This is a genomic window from Halanaerocella petrolearia (genome assembly GCF_054657875.1).
Genome location: NZ_BAAHXW010000001.1, coordinates 604738 through 622124 on the forward strand (window position 1 = coordinate 604738; position 17387 = coordinate 622124).

Annotated in this window: 14 protein-coding genes and 1 pseudogene; 2 read left to right on the top strand and 13 right to left on the bottom strand. The window is 33.5% G+C overall.

Annotated features, from left to right (window positions below):
• Positions 1-5: 5 nt before the first annotated feature.
• The 12 genes and pseudogenes from nifB to asnB all read right to left on the bottom strand — a co-directional run bounded on the left by nifB (position 6) and on the right by asnB (position 13878).
• Entirely contained in the window at positions 6-1301 is a 1296-nt protein-coding gene (gene nifB / locus ACYQ39_RS03110) for a nitrogenase cofactor biosynthesis protein NifB (RefSeq protein ID WP_459840416.1), read from the bottom strand.
• A 33-nt stretch (positions 1302-1334) separates the two neighbouring features.
• Positions 1335-1622, bottom strand: a complete 288-nt coding sequence (locus tag ACYQ39_RS03115; protein WP_459840417.1) for a NifB/NifX family molybdenum-iron cluster-binding protein — start codon at positions 1620-1622, stop codon at positions 1335-1337.
• Positions 1606-3006, bottom strand: coding sequence for a nitrogenase component 1 (locus tag ACYQ39_RS03120; protein ID WP_459840418.1), 1401 nt, complete (start codon positions 3004-3006; stop codon positions 1606-1608). Before ACYQ39_RS03120 ends, ACYQ39_RS03115 begins: the two co-directional genes overlap by 17 nt.
• On the bottom strand, positions 2996-4366 hold the full coding sequence (gene nifE / locus ACYQ39_RS03125; RefSeq protein ID WP_459840419.1) for a nitrogenase iron-molybdenum cofactor biosynthesis protein NifE: 1371 nt from the start codon (positions 4364-4366) through the stop codon (positions 2996-2998). Before nifE ends, ACYQ39_RS03120 begins: the two co-directional genes overlap by 11 nt.
• A 73-nt stretch (positions 4367-4439) precedes the next feature.
• On the bottom strand, positions 4440-5807 hold the full coding sequence (gene nifK, locus ACYQ39_RS03130; RefSeq protein ID WP_459840420.1) for a nitrogenase molybdenum-iron protein subunit beta: 1368 nt from the start codon (positions 5805-5807) through the stop codon (positions 4440-4442).
• A complete protein-coding gene (gene nifD, locus ACYQ39_RS03135) occupies positions 5807-7417 on the bottom strand; it encodes a nitrogenase molybdenum-iron protein alpha chain (RefSeq protein ID WP_459840421.1) in 1611 nt (536 codons plus the stop codon). Before nifD ends, nifK begins: the two co-directional genes overlap by 1 nt.
• Positions 7418-7440: 23 nt before the next feature.
• On the bottom strand, positions 7441-7851 hold the full coding sequence (locus ACYQ39_RS03140; RefSeq protein ID WP_459840422.1) for a P-II family nitrogen regulator: 411 nt from the start codon (positions 7849-7851) through the stop codon (positions 7441-7443).
• Between the two features lie 30 nt (positions 7852-7881).
• Entirely contained in the window at positions 7882-8208 is a 327-nt protein-coding gene (locus ACYQ39_RS03145) for a P-II family nitrogen regulator (protein WP_459840423.1), read from the bottom strand.
• A 106-nt stretch (positions 8209-8314) separates the two neighbouring features.
• On the bottom strand, positions 8315-9142 hold the full coding sequence (gene nifH / locus ACYQ39_RS03150; protein ID WP_459840424.1) for a nitrogenase iron protein: 828 nt from the start codon (positions 9140-9142) through the stop codon (positions 8315-8317).
• A gap of 320 nt (positions 9143-9462) precedes the next feature.
• Entirely contained in the window at positions 9463-10362 is a 900-nt protein-coding gene (locus ACYQ39_RS03155; protein ID WP_459841626.1) for a methyl-accepting chemotaxis protein, read from the bottom strand.
• A 54-nt stretch (positions 10363-10416) separates the two neighbouring features.
• Positions 10417-11703 (bottom strand): annotated as a pseudogene (locus ACYQ39_RS03160) (ammonium transporter); the annotation flags it as partial.
• Between the two features lie 333 nt (positions 11704-12036).
• Positions 12037-13878, bottom strand: a complete 1842-nt coding sequence (gene asnB / locus ACYQ39_RS03165) for an asparagine synthase (glutamine-hydrolyzing) (protein ID WP_459840425.1) — start codon at positions 13876-13878, stop codon at positions 12037-12039.
• A 192-nt stretch (positions 13879-14070) separates the two neighbouring features.
• Between asnB and ACYQ39_RS03170 the strand changes: the two genes are divergently transcribed.
• Entirely contained in the window at positions 14071-14607 is a 537-nt protein-coding gene (locus tag ACYQ39_RS03170; protein ID WP_459840426.1) for a hypothetical protein, read from the top strand.
• 69 nt (positions 14608-14676) lie between these two features.
• Here the strand turns inward: ACYQ39_RS03170 and ACYQ39_RS03175 are convergent, their stop codons facing one another.
• Complete coding sequence (locus ACYQ39_RS03175) at positions 14677-15789, bottom strand: PRK06851 family protein (RefSeq protein WP_459840427.1); 1113 nt, start codon at positions 15787-15789, stop codon at positions 14677-14679.
• Between the two features lie 308 nt (positions 15790-16097).
• On the opposite strand from ACYQ39_RS03175, the gene hcp reads away from it, so the two are divergent.
• On the top strand, positions 16098-17384 hold the full coding sequence (gene hcp, locus ACYQ39_RS03180) for a hydroxylamine reductase (protein WP_459841628.1): 1287 nt from the start codon (positions 16098-16100) through the stop codon (positions 17382-17384).
• Positions 17385-17387 lie beyond the last annotated feature (3 nt).

The window sequence follows — 17387 nt, forward strand, 5'->3', positions numbered from 1 at the left end:
TAATTTTAACCAATATCCTTTAATTCTAATTGTTCTACAGCATATTTAATACCATCTTCAATTCTATCATAAACTTCAATAATCTGGATACCTCTCTGCTCTAATTTCTTTTTAGGTTCTAAACCAATTCTAATACATAACACAGCACTACAATCATGAAGTAAATTACTGATTTTTTCAATTTTGATTTCTTTATCAGCACATTCTTTGCCAGTACAATACTGTTCAACAGATCTCTTATCTACTAACTCAACTTCTTCATCAGTATATTTATAAATCAAAAATTCTTCAACGTGACCAAAATGCTGATCAATTAATCTATCTGTTTTAGATGCTACAGCAAATAAGACTTCTTCTTGCCCCATATTTGCCTCCTCTTCTTCTATTAATTGTCCTTTATCTTTACCACATCCATTACTCCTAAATTCAATAGATTGGTCTTGAGATAACATTCCAATAGCATCAGCTCTACACTGTTTACAATGATACATCTGTTTAAGATATAGAGAACATTTTTCTCGTAATTTATTTAATTCAGTATTACTTACCAGAGGCATATCTTCGAATTTACTTCCTTCAGCAGGAATAAGAGGCATGATGTTAGTCATAAAAGCTCCTAATTTTTTTACCCTCTTTACCACTTTTTCAATATGATTATCATTAAGCCCCTTAATCATTACTATATTAACCTTACATAATACTCCTTGACTAGCTAGATACTCCAACCCTTCCAGTTGATTATTCAATAAAATTTCTGCCCCCTCTTCACCTATCAAAGTTTCTCCTTGATAATTTACTTGATCATAAATTTTAGCTCCAATTGTAGGGTCAATTGTGTTAATAGTGATTGTCACATGATTGATTCCTAATTCTACAATTTTTTCTGCATAATGAGGGAGCATCAAACCATTAGTAGAAATACAGAAGGTTGTATTTTCAGAAGATTCTGCCTTTATTAACTGAATGGATTCCTTTGTCTGTTCAAAATTAGCCAGTGCATCACCTGGACCTGCTATTCCTACAACTTTTAAATTATCAAGTTTTTCTTTTACAGCTAAATACTTTTCGGTAGCTTCCTCTGGAGTCAATACTTCACTAGTAACACCTGGTCTCGCCTCATGTAAACAATCATGCTTTCTATTACAATAGTTACAACTAATATTACACTTAGGTGCTACAGGAATATGCATCCGAGCATATTTATGGGCAAACTCACTATAACAAGGATGTGTTTTTGTCTTATCAATTATTTCTTGGTTTATATTTTCTGAACATTTAGTATTTGAAAAGCATCCACTCATAATTGGCAACTCCTTTCGTTGCAAATCAATTTATTAGATTTTACTTATTGCTTTTATAGGATCATCTGTTTCTTCTTCAACGATTGCTTCAATTCCTAACTGGGCTAGATTTTTTATCATTCCTTTCCCAATTTGGCCCGAAATAACAATATCACAATCATTAATATCTTCTATAATATGGTTCTGGTGATTACCATCAGTAATTCTATCTTCTATAAATTGAATATTTTCATCATCTTTTTTAAACACCTTAAATAATTTACACTTACCTAAATGAGGGATAATCTCTCCTTCGTTATTAACACTAACAGCTACTTTCATACTTTTCTCCTCCTTGGTGATTGAAATATTTTTCAAACATATCTTCTCGATAAGAACTATATTTTTGCTCCAAAATAGTATTAGTAATTCTATCTAAAAAACTCATAGAACCATCATAACCCACATATCTTTTTCTTTGCGCACCTATCCTATCATGAATAGGAAACCCTATCCGTACAAGTGGTATACCATCTTTTTCAGTAATGAAGTTTCCACCTGAATGACCAAGTAAAAGATTAACATCAAGTTTATTAGCATAATCTCTAATTTTCTCAAAATCAGTATCATCTATAATTACGCTTTCTTCAATATCATATTCTTTTTCTAGCAAGCTCTTAAGCTTTTTATTTTCAGTTCCTGTTGCTATCAAAGCAGGAAAGATACCATTTTCTAAACAAATCTTAGTAGCAGCATATACTGTCTCTGGATCTCCAAAAACTGCTGCTCTTCCTTTCCCATTATGCTTATGAGAATCAATCATACCATCTAACATTCTTCCTCTTGCCACTTCCAATTTAGAAGAAGGTTTATTACCTGTAATCTTAGCTAGTAAATCAATAAATCGATCTGTATTCTCTAAACCAATCGGTAAAGGCAACCTATAAAGTGAAACTCCAAACTTTTCTTCTAATAATTTTCCTGGAGAAATCTCTGGATCAACTAATGCCCCTAATTCAATAGTTGCTGTAGCTCCTCCCATTTCTTTAATTTCATCAATTGTTGTTCCTCCAGCTGGTAATTTATTATACTCTTCCTTATAAGAAGCATCAAAAGTACTTGATATATCCGGTAATAAAGTATACTTAATACCAAATGATTCCAAGATTTCTTTAATAGTCCGTATGTCAGCTGGAGTTATATTCCCAGTAATAACATTAATTTTTCCATTAGAAATACTTCCTTCAGTAACATGCTCTATAATTTTTTTCAATGTTAGATAATAACCAGCAAAATGGCTATCACCATAACCAGGGGTAGGTACAGGAATAAAATCTATTTCTTCTACTCTGCTATCTACTTTACTTTGTCCCTCAACAAATTCTTTAGTTAGTCTAGTAATATCTTCACCAATAGTTTCAGCTAAACAAGTAGTAGCTACACCAACAACTTTAGGATCATATAACTCAATTACATTTTTTAAACCACTTTTTAGATCTTCTTCTCCTCCATAAACAATTCCCTTTTCAGTTAATGAAGAAGAAGCTATATCCATTGGCTCATTATAATGAGTAGCTATATGCCTTCTTAAATAGGTACTACATCCTTGTGATCCATGTAGCATCAGAATACACTTTTCAATACCTTTAAAAGCAAGCGCTGCTCCCATAGGCATACACATTTTGCAGGGATTTACATTTAGATTTACAAAATTTCTATTCTGCATAGGTATCACTCATTTCCTTATCTATCATTTGCCACACAGGACTATTAACAGTTCTATCAACTTCTTCAGCAAAATTAAGTGCTCCTTTAAATCCAGTTAAAGGATGCTTTCTACCATGATTATGATCACAGAAAGCAACTCCTAACTTATAGGCTAATGGTCTCTCTTTCACTCCACCTACTAATATATCAGCTCCTTTTTCCTTCATGAAATTCTCTAACTCAGTAGGATTAGCATCATCTAATATAATAGTACCTTCATCTGTTAATTTTCTAATCTCTTCATATTCTTCCTTTTTTCCAGTTTGGGTACCAACCATAACAGGATTTATACCTAATTCTTTAAATTGTTTAATTAACGATATAGCTTTAAAACCTCCACCTACATAAATAGCAGCATCGTTTCCTTCTAATTTCTTCCGATAATACTCTAAATCTGCTTCTACTTCTTTCTTTTTTTGTTTAATAAATTCTTCGACTTTATTTATAATATCTTTATCCCCTAAATTTTTAGCAATCTTTCTTAAAGAATCAATAGTATCTTTAACCCCTACAAAACTTATTTTAATATAAGGAATATCATGTTTTTTCTTCATCCGTTTAGCTAAAGAGGTCATTGATCCTGCACACTGGACAATATTAAGTTCTGCTTGCGGAGCCTGTTTTATTTCTTCATAACTAGAATCTCCTGTAAACTTGGCATTTACTTCGATTCCAATTTGTTCAAAATAACTTTCTAAAATCCAAATCTCTCCTGCTAAATTAAAATCACCTAAAATATTAATCCCTTTTTGCTCTGATGGAATTACATCATCATCCATTAAATCTATTATCGCTCTACTAGCTGCCTTATAACCAGTTGATTTACTACCAGCAAAACCTGGTGCTTCAACAGGAATCACCTGGATATTATATTCTTTTGCTGCAGCTTTACAAACCGCTTGCAAATCATCTCCAATTACCCCGACTACACATGTTGAATACACAAAAATTACTTGGGGATCATATTCTTCTACAATCTCATCAATAGCGGCAGATAATTTTTTCTCTCCTCCGAAGACAATATCTTCTTCTCTTAGGTCAGTTGAAAAACTATTTCTAAATGCTTGAGAATCACTACTTAAACTACCTCTAATATCCCAAGTATAACTTGAACAGCCTATTGGCCCGTGTACAATATGATAAGCATCAGTAATTGGATTTAAAACTACTCTAGAACCACAATAGACACAAGCTCGTTGACTAACTGCTCCAGCTACACTATTTTGTTCACATTTAATACCTTTATCCTGTTGCTTTGAATTACAGACAATAAAATCTTCTCTCTCTTCTAAAGTCTTTGCATTTAGTCCTTGACTCATCTGCCTCACTTCCTTATAAATGTTATAATGCAGTATGGTAAAGTTTTTCTTCACCATACTGCTTTGTTGTTGTTTACATCACCAATTCAATTTCTTCAAGAGGAGTCTCTCTATCTTGTCGATCTAATAATCTAGTACTGATCTTTTCAATTAATCTCATTGCTCCCCTGTAACCGACAATTGATAAATAACTTTGTACACTTCTATCTAATACCGGAAAACCTACTCTAACTAATGGAATATCTTCTTCCTTAGCAATAAACTTACCATAGGTATTTCCAATTAATAAATCTACAGGAGCATCTTTAATCCATTGATGTAACTTAAACATATCATCTGCAGCTGCTACTTTAGTATCTTCTACTCCAGCTTCATCTAGCAAAGCATTAACTTCTTTCTCAAACTCATTACTTGGAGTTCCTGTTAAGATATAAGAAGGTTTCATTCCTAAACTTAATATAAATTCAGTCATAGAAATTACTATATCTGGATCACCATAAATCGCAACTTTCTTACCATGGAAATGGGAGTGAGTATCAGCCATGATGTCAACTACTCGCCCTCTTTCCTCTTCTAACTCATAAGGAACTTCTTCACCAGTTAATTTTGATAATTGCATAATAAATTCATCTGTAGCTTTAACTCCGATTGGAGTCTTCAAAATATGAGGTTTAACGTCACATTTGTTTTCTAATTCAAAAGCTCCTTTTTCCGAAGCAAAGCTTCCTAACCCAATAGTGGCTTTAGCATTTCCAGCATCCTCTATTTCATCAATAGTAGTTCCACCTTTAGGATACATTTCATATTCACCTGTCATTGGTGAATCAAGCACGCCACTAGTATCTGGGAACATAGTATAATCAATTCCTATCTTTTCAGTTATCTTCTTAATTTCTCTCATGTCACCTGGATCCACAAAACCAGGAATAATATTTATCTTACCATTAGTTTCTTCTTCTTCAGATGAATCAACAACACACTTAACCATTCCTTGCACCATATTAGCAAAACCAGTTATATGAGAGCCTGCATAACTTGGCGTACTAGCATAAATAATTGTTTTATCTTCTGGAATTTCTGTTGAATTTATAATTGAAGGTAAATCATCACCAATTGTTTCTGATAAGCAAGTTGTGTTAATTGCCACTACCTCAGGATCATAAACATTAAATATATTCTTTAGTGCTGTCTGTAAATTAGATTTACCACCAAATACTGAAGTACCTTCTGTAAAAGAGCTAGTGGAGGCAACAACTGGATCTCTAAAATGTCTTGTCAAATGCATTCGGTGATAAGAACAACAGCCTTGTGAACCATGGCTATGCGGCAAACACTTATTGATTCCTAATGCAGCATACATAGCTCCTATTGGTTGGCATGTTTTGGCTGGATCTATTACTAACGATTCTCTTTCATTTATCTCTTCAGGTACTATACTCATTAGATCATCCCTCCTAAATTACCTTCTAATTCAGAATCACTCTTCCAAGGGGGAATAATATAATCCCATGTTGGAGTATTCATTCCAGCTACTATATCTTTAGCAAAATTAATAGCACCTTTAAATCCAGCATAAGGCCCACTGTAATCGTAACTGTGTAACTGTTTTGAATAAATCCCCATTTTATGAGCAACATACTTATCCTTAATTCCAGAACAATATAAACTAGGATCTAAATGTTCAATTAACTTTACCGTTTCATGATGGTTATAATCATCTATTACATAATTACCATTTTTGACTTCCTTAATTAGACCTTCATACTGCCCAAGTGGCATTTCTTCTTTTAATTCCTCCATCTTTTCCTTAGACATTCGTAACTCATAGCGTTTTTCATCTTTAGTAACTTCTAATTCTGGAATATTCTGATCATCTGCAGTCTCTTCAATTTCAGGAATTATTTCCCTACCTTCATAATCATCTCGGTGTCCAAACTCATATCCTACTGCTACTGATTCAATTCCAATTCTTCTAAATAAGTTTTGATAGTGATGAGATCTTGAACCACCAACAAAAGTAATAGCAGTCTCTCCTTCACACATTTCTTTATATTTATCTAATTCATCATCAATTTCTGACATCTCTTCTTCAATTATTTCTTCAGTTCTCTCAATTAATTCTTCATCACCAAAGTAATTAGCCATATCTCTAAGAGTTTCAGCCATAGCATCTGGGCCAATAAAGTTAACCTTTAACCATGGGATACCATATTTTTCTTCAAACATTTCTGCTATATAGTTAATTGATCGGTGACACATGACTAAATCTAGATCAGCTTCATGCGCCGACTGCATATCTTTAAAACTAGAATCACCTGTCATAATAGAAACTACATCATAACCTACCTTCTCTAAAACCCTACATATTTCCCAAGCATCTCCACCGATATTATACTCACCTAAAATATTAACTGAGTACTTACCAGTTTCTTTTTTATCTCTAGTACCTACTAAATCTTTCATAAATTGATTATTAGCAATATGATGTCCTGCTGATTGACTAACTCCTTTATAACCTTCACAGTTAAAGGATAAGACTGGAACACCATGCTTTTCTTTAGCCTTTTTAGCTACTGCATCTAAATCATCACCGATTAAGCCAATTGGGCAAGTAGCATAAATACCAATTGCCCCAGGATCAAACATTTCTACTGCTTCATCAATGGCCTGTTCTAACTTCCTTTCTCCTCCAAATACAATATCTGATTCCTGCATGTCAGTTGAGAAAACATGATTTAAGAAGTTATTTTGATCTTTCTCAGTTCGCCCTTTATTTCTTCGTGTCTTCCAAGTATAGTAAGAACAACCAATTGGCCCGTGCACAATATGCACCATATCTTTGATTGGCCCACCAACAACTCCTTTACAACCAGCATAGCAACAACCTCTATTTGTCATAATTCCTGGAATAGCTCTTTGATTAGCTTGAATATGCTGCTCTTCATCATCTTCCTTTTCTAGCATATGCTTTCTTCTTTTCTTCATTGTCTTACCAGGATACTCATCTAACATTCGATTTACTAAATCTACATCTACATCTTTTTTTGCCATCTCAATTCACCTCCAAATCAATTTTAAATGGCTTTTTTGCCTTGTTCTCCAGTCCTAACTCTTAGTGCATTATTTATAGATCTAACAAATATCTTTCCATCACCGGGATTACCTGTTTGATTAACATCAATAATAGTTTCTACAACTGTATCTACCTCTTCATCATCAACTATTAAAGTAATTAATCGTTTAGGTACTAGTCGATGACCTTCAGAAACAGATTCGGCTACTTTAGGATCTAACTTATCTCCAGTTGCAACTTCTGATTCCATATCTTCTCCTTGTATTAACTGATCAATTAATTCATAATTAACCTTCTTTTTACCTCGCCCCTTAACTTTACGACAAGTGAGAGAATTAAAACCTTTTAATGCTAGAGCTTTTTTAGTTTTATTGATCATATTCATCCGAATAATAGACATAACTTCTTTCATCCAAAGCCCCCCTTTCCTCTAATTCTATTTCTATAATTCTTTAGTACCACTACTAATTGTGTATGCTTCTTCAATTTCACTGACAAAAATCTTTCCATCTCCAAATTTACCTTCTGGTTTTGTTTTAGCAACATTCATCATAATTCTAGTAACATCTTCTACCTCTTCATCTTCTACAACCATTAATAACATTTCCTTTGGTAATTCATCATAATGAACATCACCAACTTTAACTCCTCTTTGTTTACCTCTTCCTGCCACATCTATTTTTGTCACCGCTGGAAACCCTGCATCACACAGTTCTGATAAAACATCAGTTACCTTTTCAGGTCTGATAATAGATCTAACCATCTTCATAATGTATGACCTCCTTATTTTTTATTACAGCTAACTCTACAATAAATATTGGGTTATTGGGCATTGAGATTCAGTTCCCAACACCTTAATCCCCAATCATTAATGATTATAATTCTAAAATTCCGTGTTCCATCATTAATTCTTCTAAATCTTCTTGCTTCATTGGCTCTGGAATTACACACATGTCATTAGCATCAATTGCTTCAGCTAACCCTCTATACTCTTGAGCCTGATTAGAATCTGGATCAAAAGCAACAACTACCTGCTTGTTGATTTCTGCTCGTTGTACAATGTTATCTCGAGGAATGAAGTAAATCATTTGACTACCTAATTCCTCTGCAAATGATTCTATTAAGTCAACCTCTCCATCTACTTGACGACTGTTACAAATGATTCCACCAAGTCTTACTCCACCTGATTCAGCATACTTTTTAATACCCTTACAAATATTATTAGCTGCATACATTGCCATTAACTCTCCACTAGCTACAATATAAATTTCTTCTGCCTTTCCTTCTCGAATCGGCATTGCAAATCCACCACAAACAACATCTCCTAATACATCATAAAATACATAATCTAAATCATCAGTATATGCTCCTAAACTCTCTAACATGTTGATAGAAGTAATAATACCACGGCCTGCACAACCAACTCCTGGTTCAGGACCTCCTGATTCTACACATCGAATATTTTCAAAATCAGTACCTCTTCTCATGATGTCATCTAAATCAATATCCTGACCTTCTTCTCGTAAAGTATCTAATACAGTAGACTGATCCATACCTCCTAATAACATTCTTGTAGAATCTGCCTTAGGATCACATCCAACCACCATAATTTCTTTTCCCATTTCTGCTAATGATGATGTTAAATTCTGAGTCGTTGTTGACTTACCAATTCCACCTTTCCCATAAATAGCTATTTGTCTCATAATAAACACATCCTTTCTTTGAATTAAAGCTAACATGAATTGATGTTAATTTTGCCTTCTGCGAACCTCAAGAATAGTTATATTACTTTCTTCATGTTAACTTTGTGTTAAGTATAACTTACAAAAGTGGCATTGTCAATCTTATTTTCAATATTTTGACATAAACTAACATGTACATGACAAATAACTAACAAGTAATTTACATTGAATTGTAATGTGTGAATTCAATTTTATTTACCCTTTTTTGAAAAATATATCATACACAGATAAAAATAAGCCCTCCCTAGTTAAGGGAGGGCTTAACTTGCCACTTATCAATACTAAACACTAAATCCTGCTATAGTATTTTCTAATTTTTCTGCCATATTAGCTAACCTTTCTGCTGAAGTTATTAGATTTTGAGACATATTCCTAATATCTCCTGTACATCCTTTTATATTTTCACTTTTAACTGATAATTGCTGAGCATCATTAGATGTTTGGTCAATATTAACAGAAGTCTCTCCTATATATTCTTCCACCTCATCAAAAGCCAATGTAGCTTCCTTAATTACATCTTTTCCTACTTCTGCTTTCTTCTCTGCCTCAAGAATAGATTCTAAACTAGCTTCAGACTTATTTTGCGTCTCTCTGATTAAATTAATAATTTTATCTGTAGCCTGATCTGTATTGTCTGCTAAGTCCCTAATCTCCTCTGCTACCACAGCAAAACCTTTTCCTGCTTCACCTGCCCGTGCAGCTTCTATTGAAGCATTTAAAGCTAATAAATTAGTCTGTTCTGCCACATTATTAATAAAGTTAACAACCTCTTCTATCTCTCCAGACTTATTATTTAATTGATTAATTAAACTAACACTATCCTCAATAGAATCATTAATATCCTCTATTTGATAAATAGCCTCTTCTAAATTATTACTACCGCTTTCTGTCTCTACTGTAGCCTGATTAGATAAAGCATTAGCTTCTTGGCTACTGGCAGAAATCTGTTGAATACTATCTATCATATCAGTTATATCTTCAAGAGTTGTTTCAGTAATAGAATCCCCCTCTTGCGCTGAAGCAAATAACTGCTGACTATAACTAGATAATCTATCAATCAGCTTAGATAAATCTAAAATCAATGAACTAATCTGTTCATTAGTTTGATTAAATGTTTTAATTAGACCGGCCTCGTCTTTCCCTGATATTTCTAACCTAGTACTAAAATCTCCTCCTGCCATATTCTGTAATCCTGCCAATATACTTTCAATATTCTCTAGGCTTAAAGAGTTAAGTCCAGCATAAGTTTTGGAACCATGTTCAGCTTGATCTAATCCATATCTTTCTTCTGTTTCAGAAACTCTTAGACCTATTAGTAAATCTATTATCTTAAATAAGCTATATGCTACTGGAAAGGTCCACAACGCCACACTGATTACTCCTTTTGCCTGAATAAAGAACAGATCCAAACCCCCACTATAAAAATAACCTCTATGAATTGAAAACAAACCAACTAATAAAGTACCTAAAGAACCACATACACCATGGACTGAAACAGCACCTACAGGATCATCTATCTGTAATCTATCGATAATTTCTACAGCATAAACCATTACTGTCCCAGAAATCCCCCCTATCATTACTGCTCCAAAATTACTAACTACAGCAGTTCCAGCTGTAATACCAACTAATCCAGCTAAAGCTCCATTTAAAGTTAATTCAACATCTGCTTTACCTTCCTTTAACCAACTATTAATTAAGGCAGCAGTAGCTCCTGCAGCTGCAGCCAGATTAGTAGTTACTGCAATATTAGCAATATTTAGATTAGTCCCTGCTACTGTACTTCCTGCATTAAATCCAAACCAACCAAACCATAAAATAAAGACACCTAAAGCTGCTATTAAAAGATTATGACCTGCTAAATGGTTACTTGTACCATCTTGATTATATTTCCCCAACCTCGGGCCAAGAACCATAGCTCCTGCTAGAGCAGCCCAACCACCAACAGAATGAACAACTGTTGATCCAGCAAAATCCACCATATCTGATAACCAACCGCCACCCCAGATCCAATGGCCTACAACTGGATAAATAAAACCACTAATTACCAAACTATAAATCAAGTAACCACTAAACTTAGTTCTCCCTGCCATAGCTCCAGATACTATTGTAGCTGCTGTTCCTGCAAAGACAGCTTGAAAAATCCAAAATGCTGTTAAAGGAATATCCAATCCTAAATGTTCAAAACTTCCCTTCAAAAGGAAACCTTGTAACCCAATAAACTCATTACCTACTCCAAACATAATGGCAAAACCACAAACCCAGTAAATCAAAGTCCCAACAGAAAAATCCATCAAGTTCTTCATAATAATATTTCCTGAGTTTTTCGCTTGGGCAAAACCGGCTTCTACCATTGCAAAACCAGCCTGCATAAAGAAGACTAAAAAAGCAGCCAGTAAAGTCCACATTGTATCGATTGCTATTGCATCTTCAGTTCTAATTCCATCTGCTGCTTGAACTACTGCAGATAAAGAGAAACAAATAATTAAAATTACTATTAAAATCACTACTCTACTCTTCATTCTGTTCACCCCTTTAGCTTATAATTGATTAGAAATTCATTTTTCTTTCAAAATGTCGGCAACAATCTGTTAAATAAACATGACAACCTAACTTCTTACAGAAAAATCTCTTATAAATAAAGTGAGCACAATTTTGACAAGCCAATTTAATCACCTCATTTTACATCTTTTAATGATTTAATGTTATGTTTATGTTAACTTTGTGTTAAGTGTAGTATAGAAAGGTTGTTTTGTCAAGATAAGTATTGAATTACAGCAAAAACTTGCCAGATGATTTACAATAAATAACATACTATATAATAAAAAACCTTCCTCTATAAAGGAAGGTAAAAGCTACTTAATTCTAACATTATACTCTTTTAACCAGATATTAATCTGAATCAAATAAGCAAATAACTGTGGTAATCTCATCAACTGACCAAACCAAGGAATATCAAAATCACCATCTACTTCAGTAAATTGCCGCACTGTATCTTGATCAATTAAATCATGTAATGGAGCATTAGGATTACTTAAAATATCTAGTAACCAGTTCTTAGTAGCCGTAAAGTAAGCAGGGTCAAAAGTCTTAGGATATGGATTTTTAGGTCTAGTTCTTATATCTTCTGGTAACAGACCTCTAAGAGCCTCACGTAAAATCCCTTTTCTCATGCCACCATAATTCTTCATCTGCCAAGGAATATTCCAGACATACTCTACTAAACGATGATCACAGAAAGGAACTCTAACTTCTAAACTAGTATACATACTCATTCGATCCTTTCGATCTAATAAAACTGGCATCCAACGAGTTAAATTAAGATAAAACATCTCTCTCATCTTAGCATTCTTAGCATCTTCACATGGTAGATGAGGAACTTCATCTAATGCTTCTTGATATCTCTGATCCAAATATTTATGTGGTTTAACTTCTTTAAGTAGATCAGAATCAAAAATCTGCAATCTATCATCTATTCTTCTAGACCAAGGAAAAGTATCGGCCTGAAGGGCTTCTTCTCTATGATACCAAGGATAACCTCCGAATATCTCATCAGCACACTCTCCTGACACTGCTACTGTAAAATCCTGCTCGATCTGCTTGCAGAAGAGATACAAAGATACATCTATATCGGCCATACCTGGTAAATCACGAGCATAAACTCCTTCTTTTAAAGCATCAACTAATTTAGAATTAGGTAATACTATATCATGATGCTTAGTATTAGCATAATCAGACATTACCCCAATCCATTTACTATCAGGGTCTGGTTGAAAATTATTAGCTTCAAAGTGCTCATCATTACCTTCATAATCTACAGAATAGCTATGCAGTTGGCCCTTGCCAGCCTCTTGTAAAGCATTACTAGCTACTGCTGTAATAGCACTAGAATCAAGTCCTCCAGATAATAAAGTACAGATTGGTACATCCGATACTAGCTGACGCTGAACAGTATCAACAAATAACTCTCTTACCTTTTTAACTGTTTCTTCTATATTATCCTGATGAGGCTTACTCTCTAATTCCCAATATTTTTCTTTACGTAGACCATGTCTATCATAGACTAAATAATATCCTGGCTTAAGCTCATCAATACCAGAAAATACTCCATGACCTGGAGTTCTACCAGGCCCCATAGCAAAAACTTCTGCCAGCCCCTCTCTACCTATCTCTGGTTTAACTTCTGGATGGGCCAACAATGACTTCAACTCAGAACCAAAAACTAGACTAGAACCAAATCGAGAGTAGAATAAAGGCTTAACTCCAATTCTATCACGAGCCATATATAGTTTTTCTCGGCCTACATCCCAAATAGCAAATGCATAAATACCATTTAAATGTTTAATACAGTCTTCACCCCATTCAATATAAGAAGTCAATAATACTTCAGTATCAGAATGTCCTGCAAAAGTATACCCGTACTGTTTTAATTTCTTACGCAAGTCAGTAGTATTATATAATTCTCCATTATAGACCATAGCATAAGTATTACCATTTTTCTGCTTAACCATTGGCTGTTTGCCACCTTCAGGATCAATTACAATCAATCTTCTATGGACTAAACCTACATCCTCATGAATCCAGTCTCCCCTCTCATCTGGCCCACGTAACTTAAGAGTATCCTGCATCCTCTTTAAAACATTGCGTTGCTTAGTTAAATCTTGTTCCCAATCAACCCAACCTGCGATGCCACACATAACTCTACCTCCTTCATTTTATTGAAACCCAGTATCATTTTCATTAATTCAATATAGCTTATGTATGAAAATAAAATTCGTTATCATTAATTAAAAATATTTCTTTACAATTAAATAATAGACGTAATATATAATATAAATAGCTAAGAAGAAATAACTATATAATAAACCAAAACTTTAAGGAGGCTTATAATGGGAAAAAAGTTGATTTTGTTAAGTCTAATCACACTTTTGCTGCTTACAACTGGTTGTATTCAACAAAATACTAAACTTAATATCAAAAAAGATGGTACAGCGGATTTAAAATTTACTCTTCAAGCTGATAAAGCAATGGGGGGAGATGAAGTAAAAATCTTTCTCTGGAGTATTTTAAACAACTTTCCTGAACTAAGAAACAACTATACTCTAACTAAAACAGAAAAAACTATTGACTATAGTTCTTATCTTTTCTATACTTTTAAGAATAAAAAACCAATTGATATCAATAATAATGAGAATATTAAATTCTATAAAAGAGAAGGAATATATAGATTCAAACTTACTATCCCCTCTCTAATTGATAATGTTACAGAAAATTCAAAAGATACTCTAATTTATAGCTTTAAAGTTACATTGCCTAAGGAAATTGATATGGCCAATAGTCGACAGACTAATGGTAATACTGTTATTTGGAAAATATATAAAAAGGATCTAGTCAAAGGGACTACTTTAAAAGCATTTACTAAATAAATATATAGTCCCAAGCAATATCGCTTGGGACTAAAAATCTATACTATTCATCTTGACTCAAACTTCCTACTATAAATAACCTTTAATATCTGCCCAATCTTTAATTCTTTTTATAACTTTCTCACATCTATCATCAATAGCAGAAAAATCCATAGCCTCAATATAATATTCTTCTAACTCATCATGTAACTTTTTAGCCTTTCTCAACTGAGTGGTAGCATCATCAATAACCTCTTTATATTGCTCTTTAGTATATTCAATCTGTTCTTTATTTAAATCTACAATCTGAGAATCGACACACTCTAACATATCAACTACCTGATCTCTAGTATCACTTACTGGATCAACAATATGAGGAGCAGTACCATCAACTAAGGCTACACTAAGTTCAGGTACAATTATCATATCTACACTATCTGGATCAAAGGAACAATGAAAATAATTAACTGCAAAACCTCTCTCTCTAATAGCCTTTGCTACTTTCTTAGTCATAGTTGACTTGCCAGTTCCTGGGCGCCCTTTAATAATATATCGTGTCTCTAAATCAGTAGTTAATTCTTTAAAGTAATTAATAACAGCACTAGGAGTAAAAGCACTAGCAAACAGATGTCTCTCTTCACCTAAGCTATCTGTTAACTCCCAATCACCTACAATATCCTCAATCAACTCTTCTGTCTTCTGATTAGCCTGTTGAAAGTCCATTCCTTCTAAATAATAGTCTTCCCAACGATCATGAATTAATTTTGCTTCCTTTAAATAAGCATAAGCGCGATCAAATAATTTCCAAATAACATCATTTAAAGTAACAATCTGATCTTTATACTCTTCTAAAATACTTCTATCCCAATAGCGTCCTAAATTTATAATCTCTTCTACTGCTCCAGGATACTCAGGATCAATCAAATGAGGTGCAGTACCATCAAGTAAAGCCACTTTTAGATCACGAATTACTAACCCATCTAATGATTCACTATCAGAAGAGCACCAATGAAATTCAATATCATAACCTTCTTCTACAAATTCCTGCCCAATACGTTTCATAAAAGTTGATTTACCTGTTCCTGGACCACCTTTAATAACAAAAATTAATTCAGCTCCATCAGGTAGATAATCATAAAAAGAATAAAAGCCTTTACATGTATTGCCACCTGGAAAATAGTTTTTAATTCTTCCTTTAGTCATCTTTATTTCGCCTCCTTTTACTTTCACTATAATATTTATGTTTATTAAATATCCCTTATAACAGGAATAAAATATAATCGAGATAATATTTCACTTATAAAATTGACTATTCATACTGTTTTAATAGATTTTTTTACTTTACGTGACTTAACTCACAGAAGAAAACTTAGTAATCCAGTATGATTTAAATAGCAAAGTTGAGAACAAACAAAATCAATAAAAACAATTAATCATATAAGGAGGAAATAAATATGTTTGGATTTTTTAAGAATGATGACAATCAGACTAACGTAACTCCAACTACTGATATGTTCTGTTATCAGTGTGAACAGACTCCAGAAGGTGGATGTACTAAAGTAGGTGTTTGTGGTAAGAATCCTGATATCGCTAGCCTACAGGACACAATTATCTACGGTCTAAAAGGGGTAGCTGCTTATGCTACTCATGCACGAGAATTAGGTTATACTGATGATAAAGTAAATCAAATTACTCAAGAGGCTCTATATACTACTTTAACTAATTCTAACTTCAATCTAGATGAGCATATTGAAATGGCTATGAAAGTAGGAGAAGCTACTACTAAAGTAATGGATTTATTAGATAAAGCCCATACTGATAGCTTAGGTGTTCCAGAACCAGTTGAAATTTCTCAGAATAAAGTAGAAGGAAAATGTATCCTAGTTACTGGACATGATCTATATGCTTTAGAAGAATTATTAAAGCAGACAGAAGGTAAAGGAATCAATATTTATACTCACTCTGAAATGTTACCAGCTCATGGTTATCCAGAGCTAAATAAATATGACCACTTAAAAGGTAATGTTGGTAAAGCATGGTATGACCAACGACAGTTATTCAAAGAATTTCCAGGTGCTATCTTAGGTACTACTAACTGCTTAATGCCAATTAGAGGAGACTATGCTGATCGATTCTTTACTTACGGTACAGCTGGTCTAGAAAAAGCTACTAAGATTGAAAATGATGACTTTACACCATTAATTGAAAAGGCTCTAGAATTACCAGCAGCTAATATGAAATCTAATGAAACATTAACTACTGGTTTCCATCATCAGACTGTACTAGGTATCGCACCTGAAATTGTAGAAGCAGTTAAGGATGGTAAGATTAGTCGATTCTTCGTAATTGCTGGTTGTGACGCTCCAACTAAAGGTAGAGATTACTATAGAGAGTTAGCTAGTTCTTTACCTGAAGATTGTGTCTTATTAACTACTTCTTGTGGTAAATTCAGATTTAATGATCTTGACTTTGGTACTGTACCAGGTACTGATATTCCACGTTATATTGACTTAGGTCAGTGTAACAACTCTGGTTCTGCAGTTAAGATTGCTCTAGCTTTAGCTGAAGCATTTGACTGTGAAGTAAATGAACTACCATTAAGTATTGTTCTATCTTGGTTCGAACAAAAAGCTGTAGCTATTCTGTTAGCTCTATTCAACTTAGGTATCCAAGATATTCATGTTGGCCCAAGTGTTCCAGAGTTCTTATCAGAAAATGTAGTTGAAGTTCTACAAGACAACTTTAACCTACAGACAATTGGTGAACCACAAGAAGACTTAGAAAAAATGTTAGGTTAATAT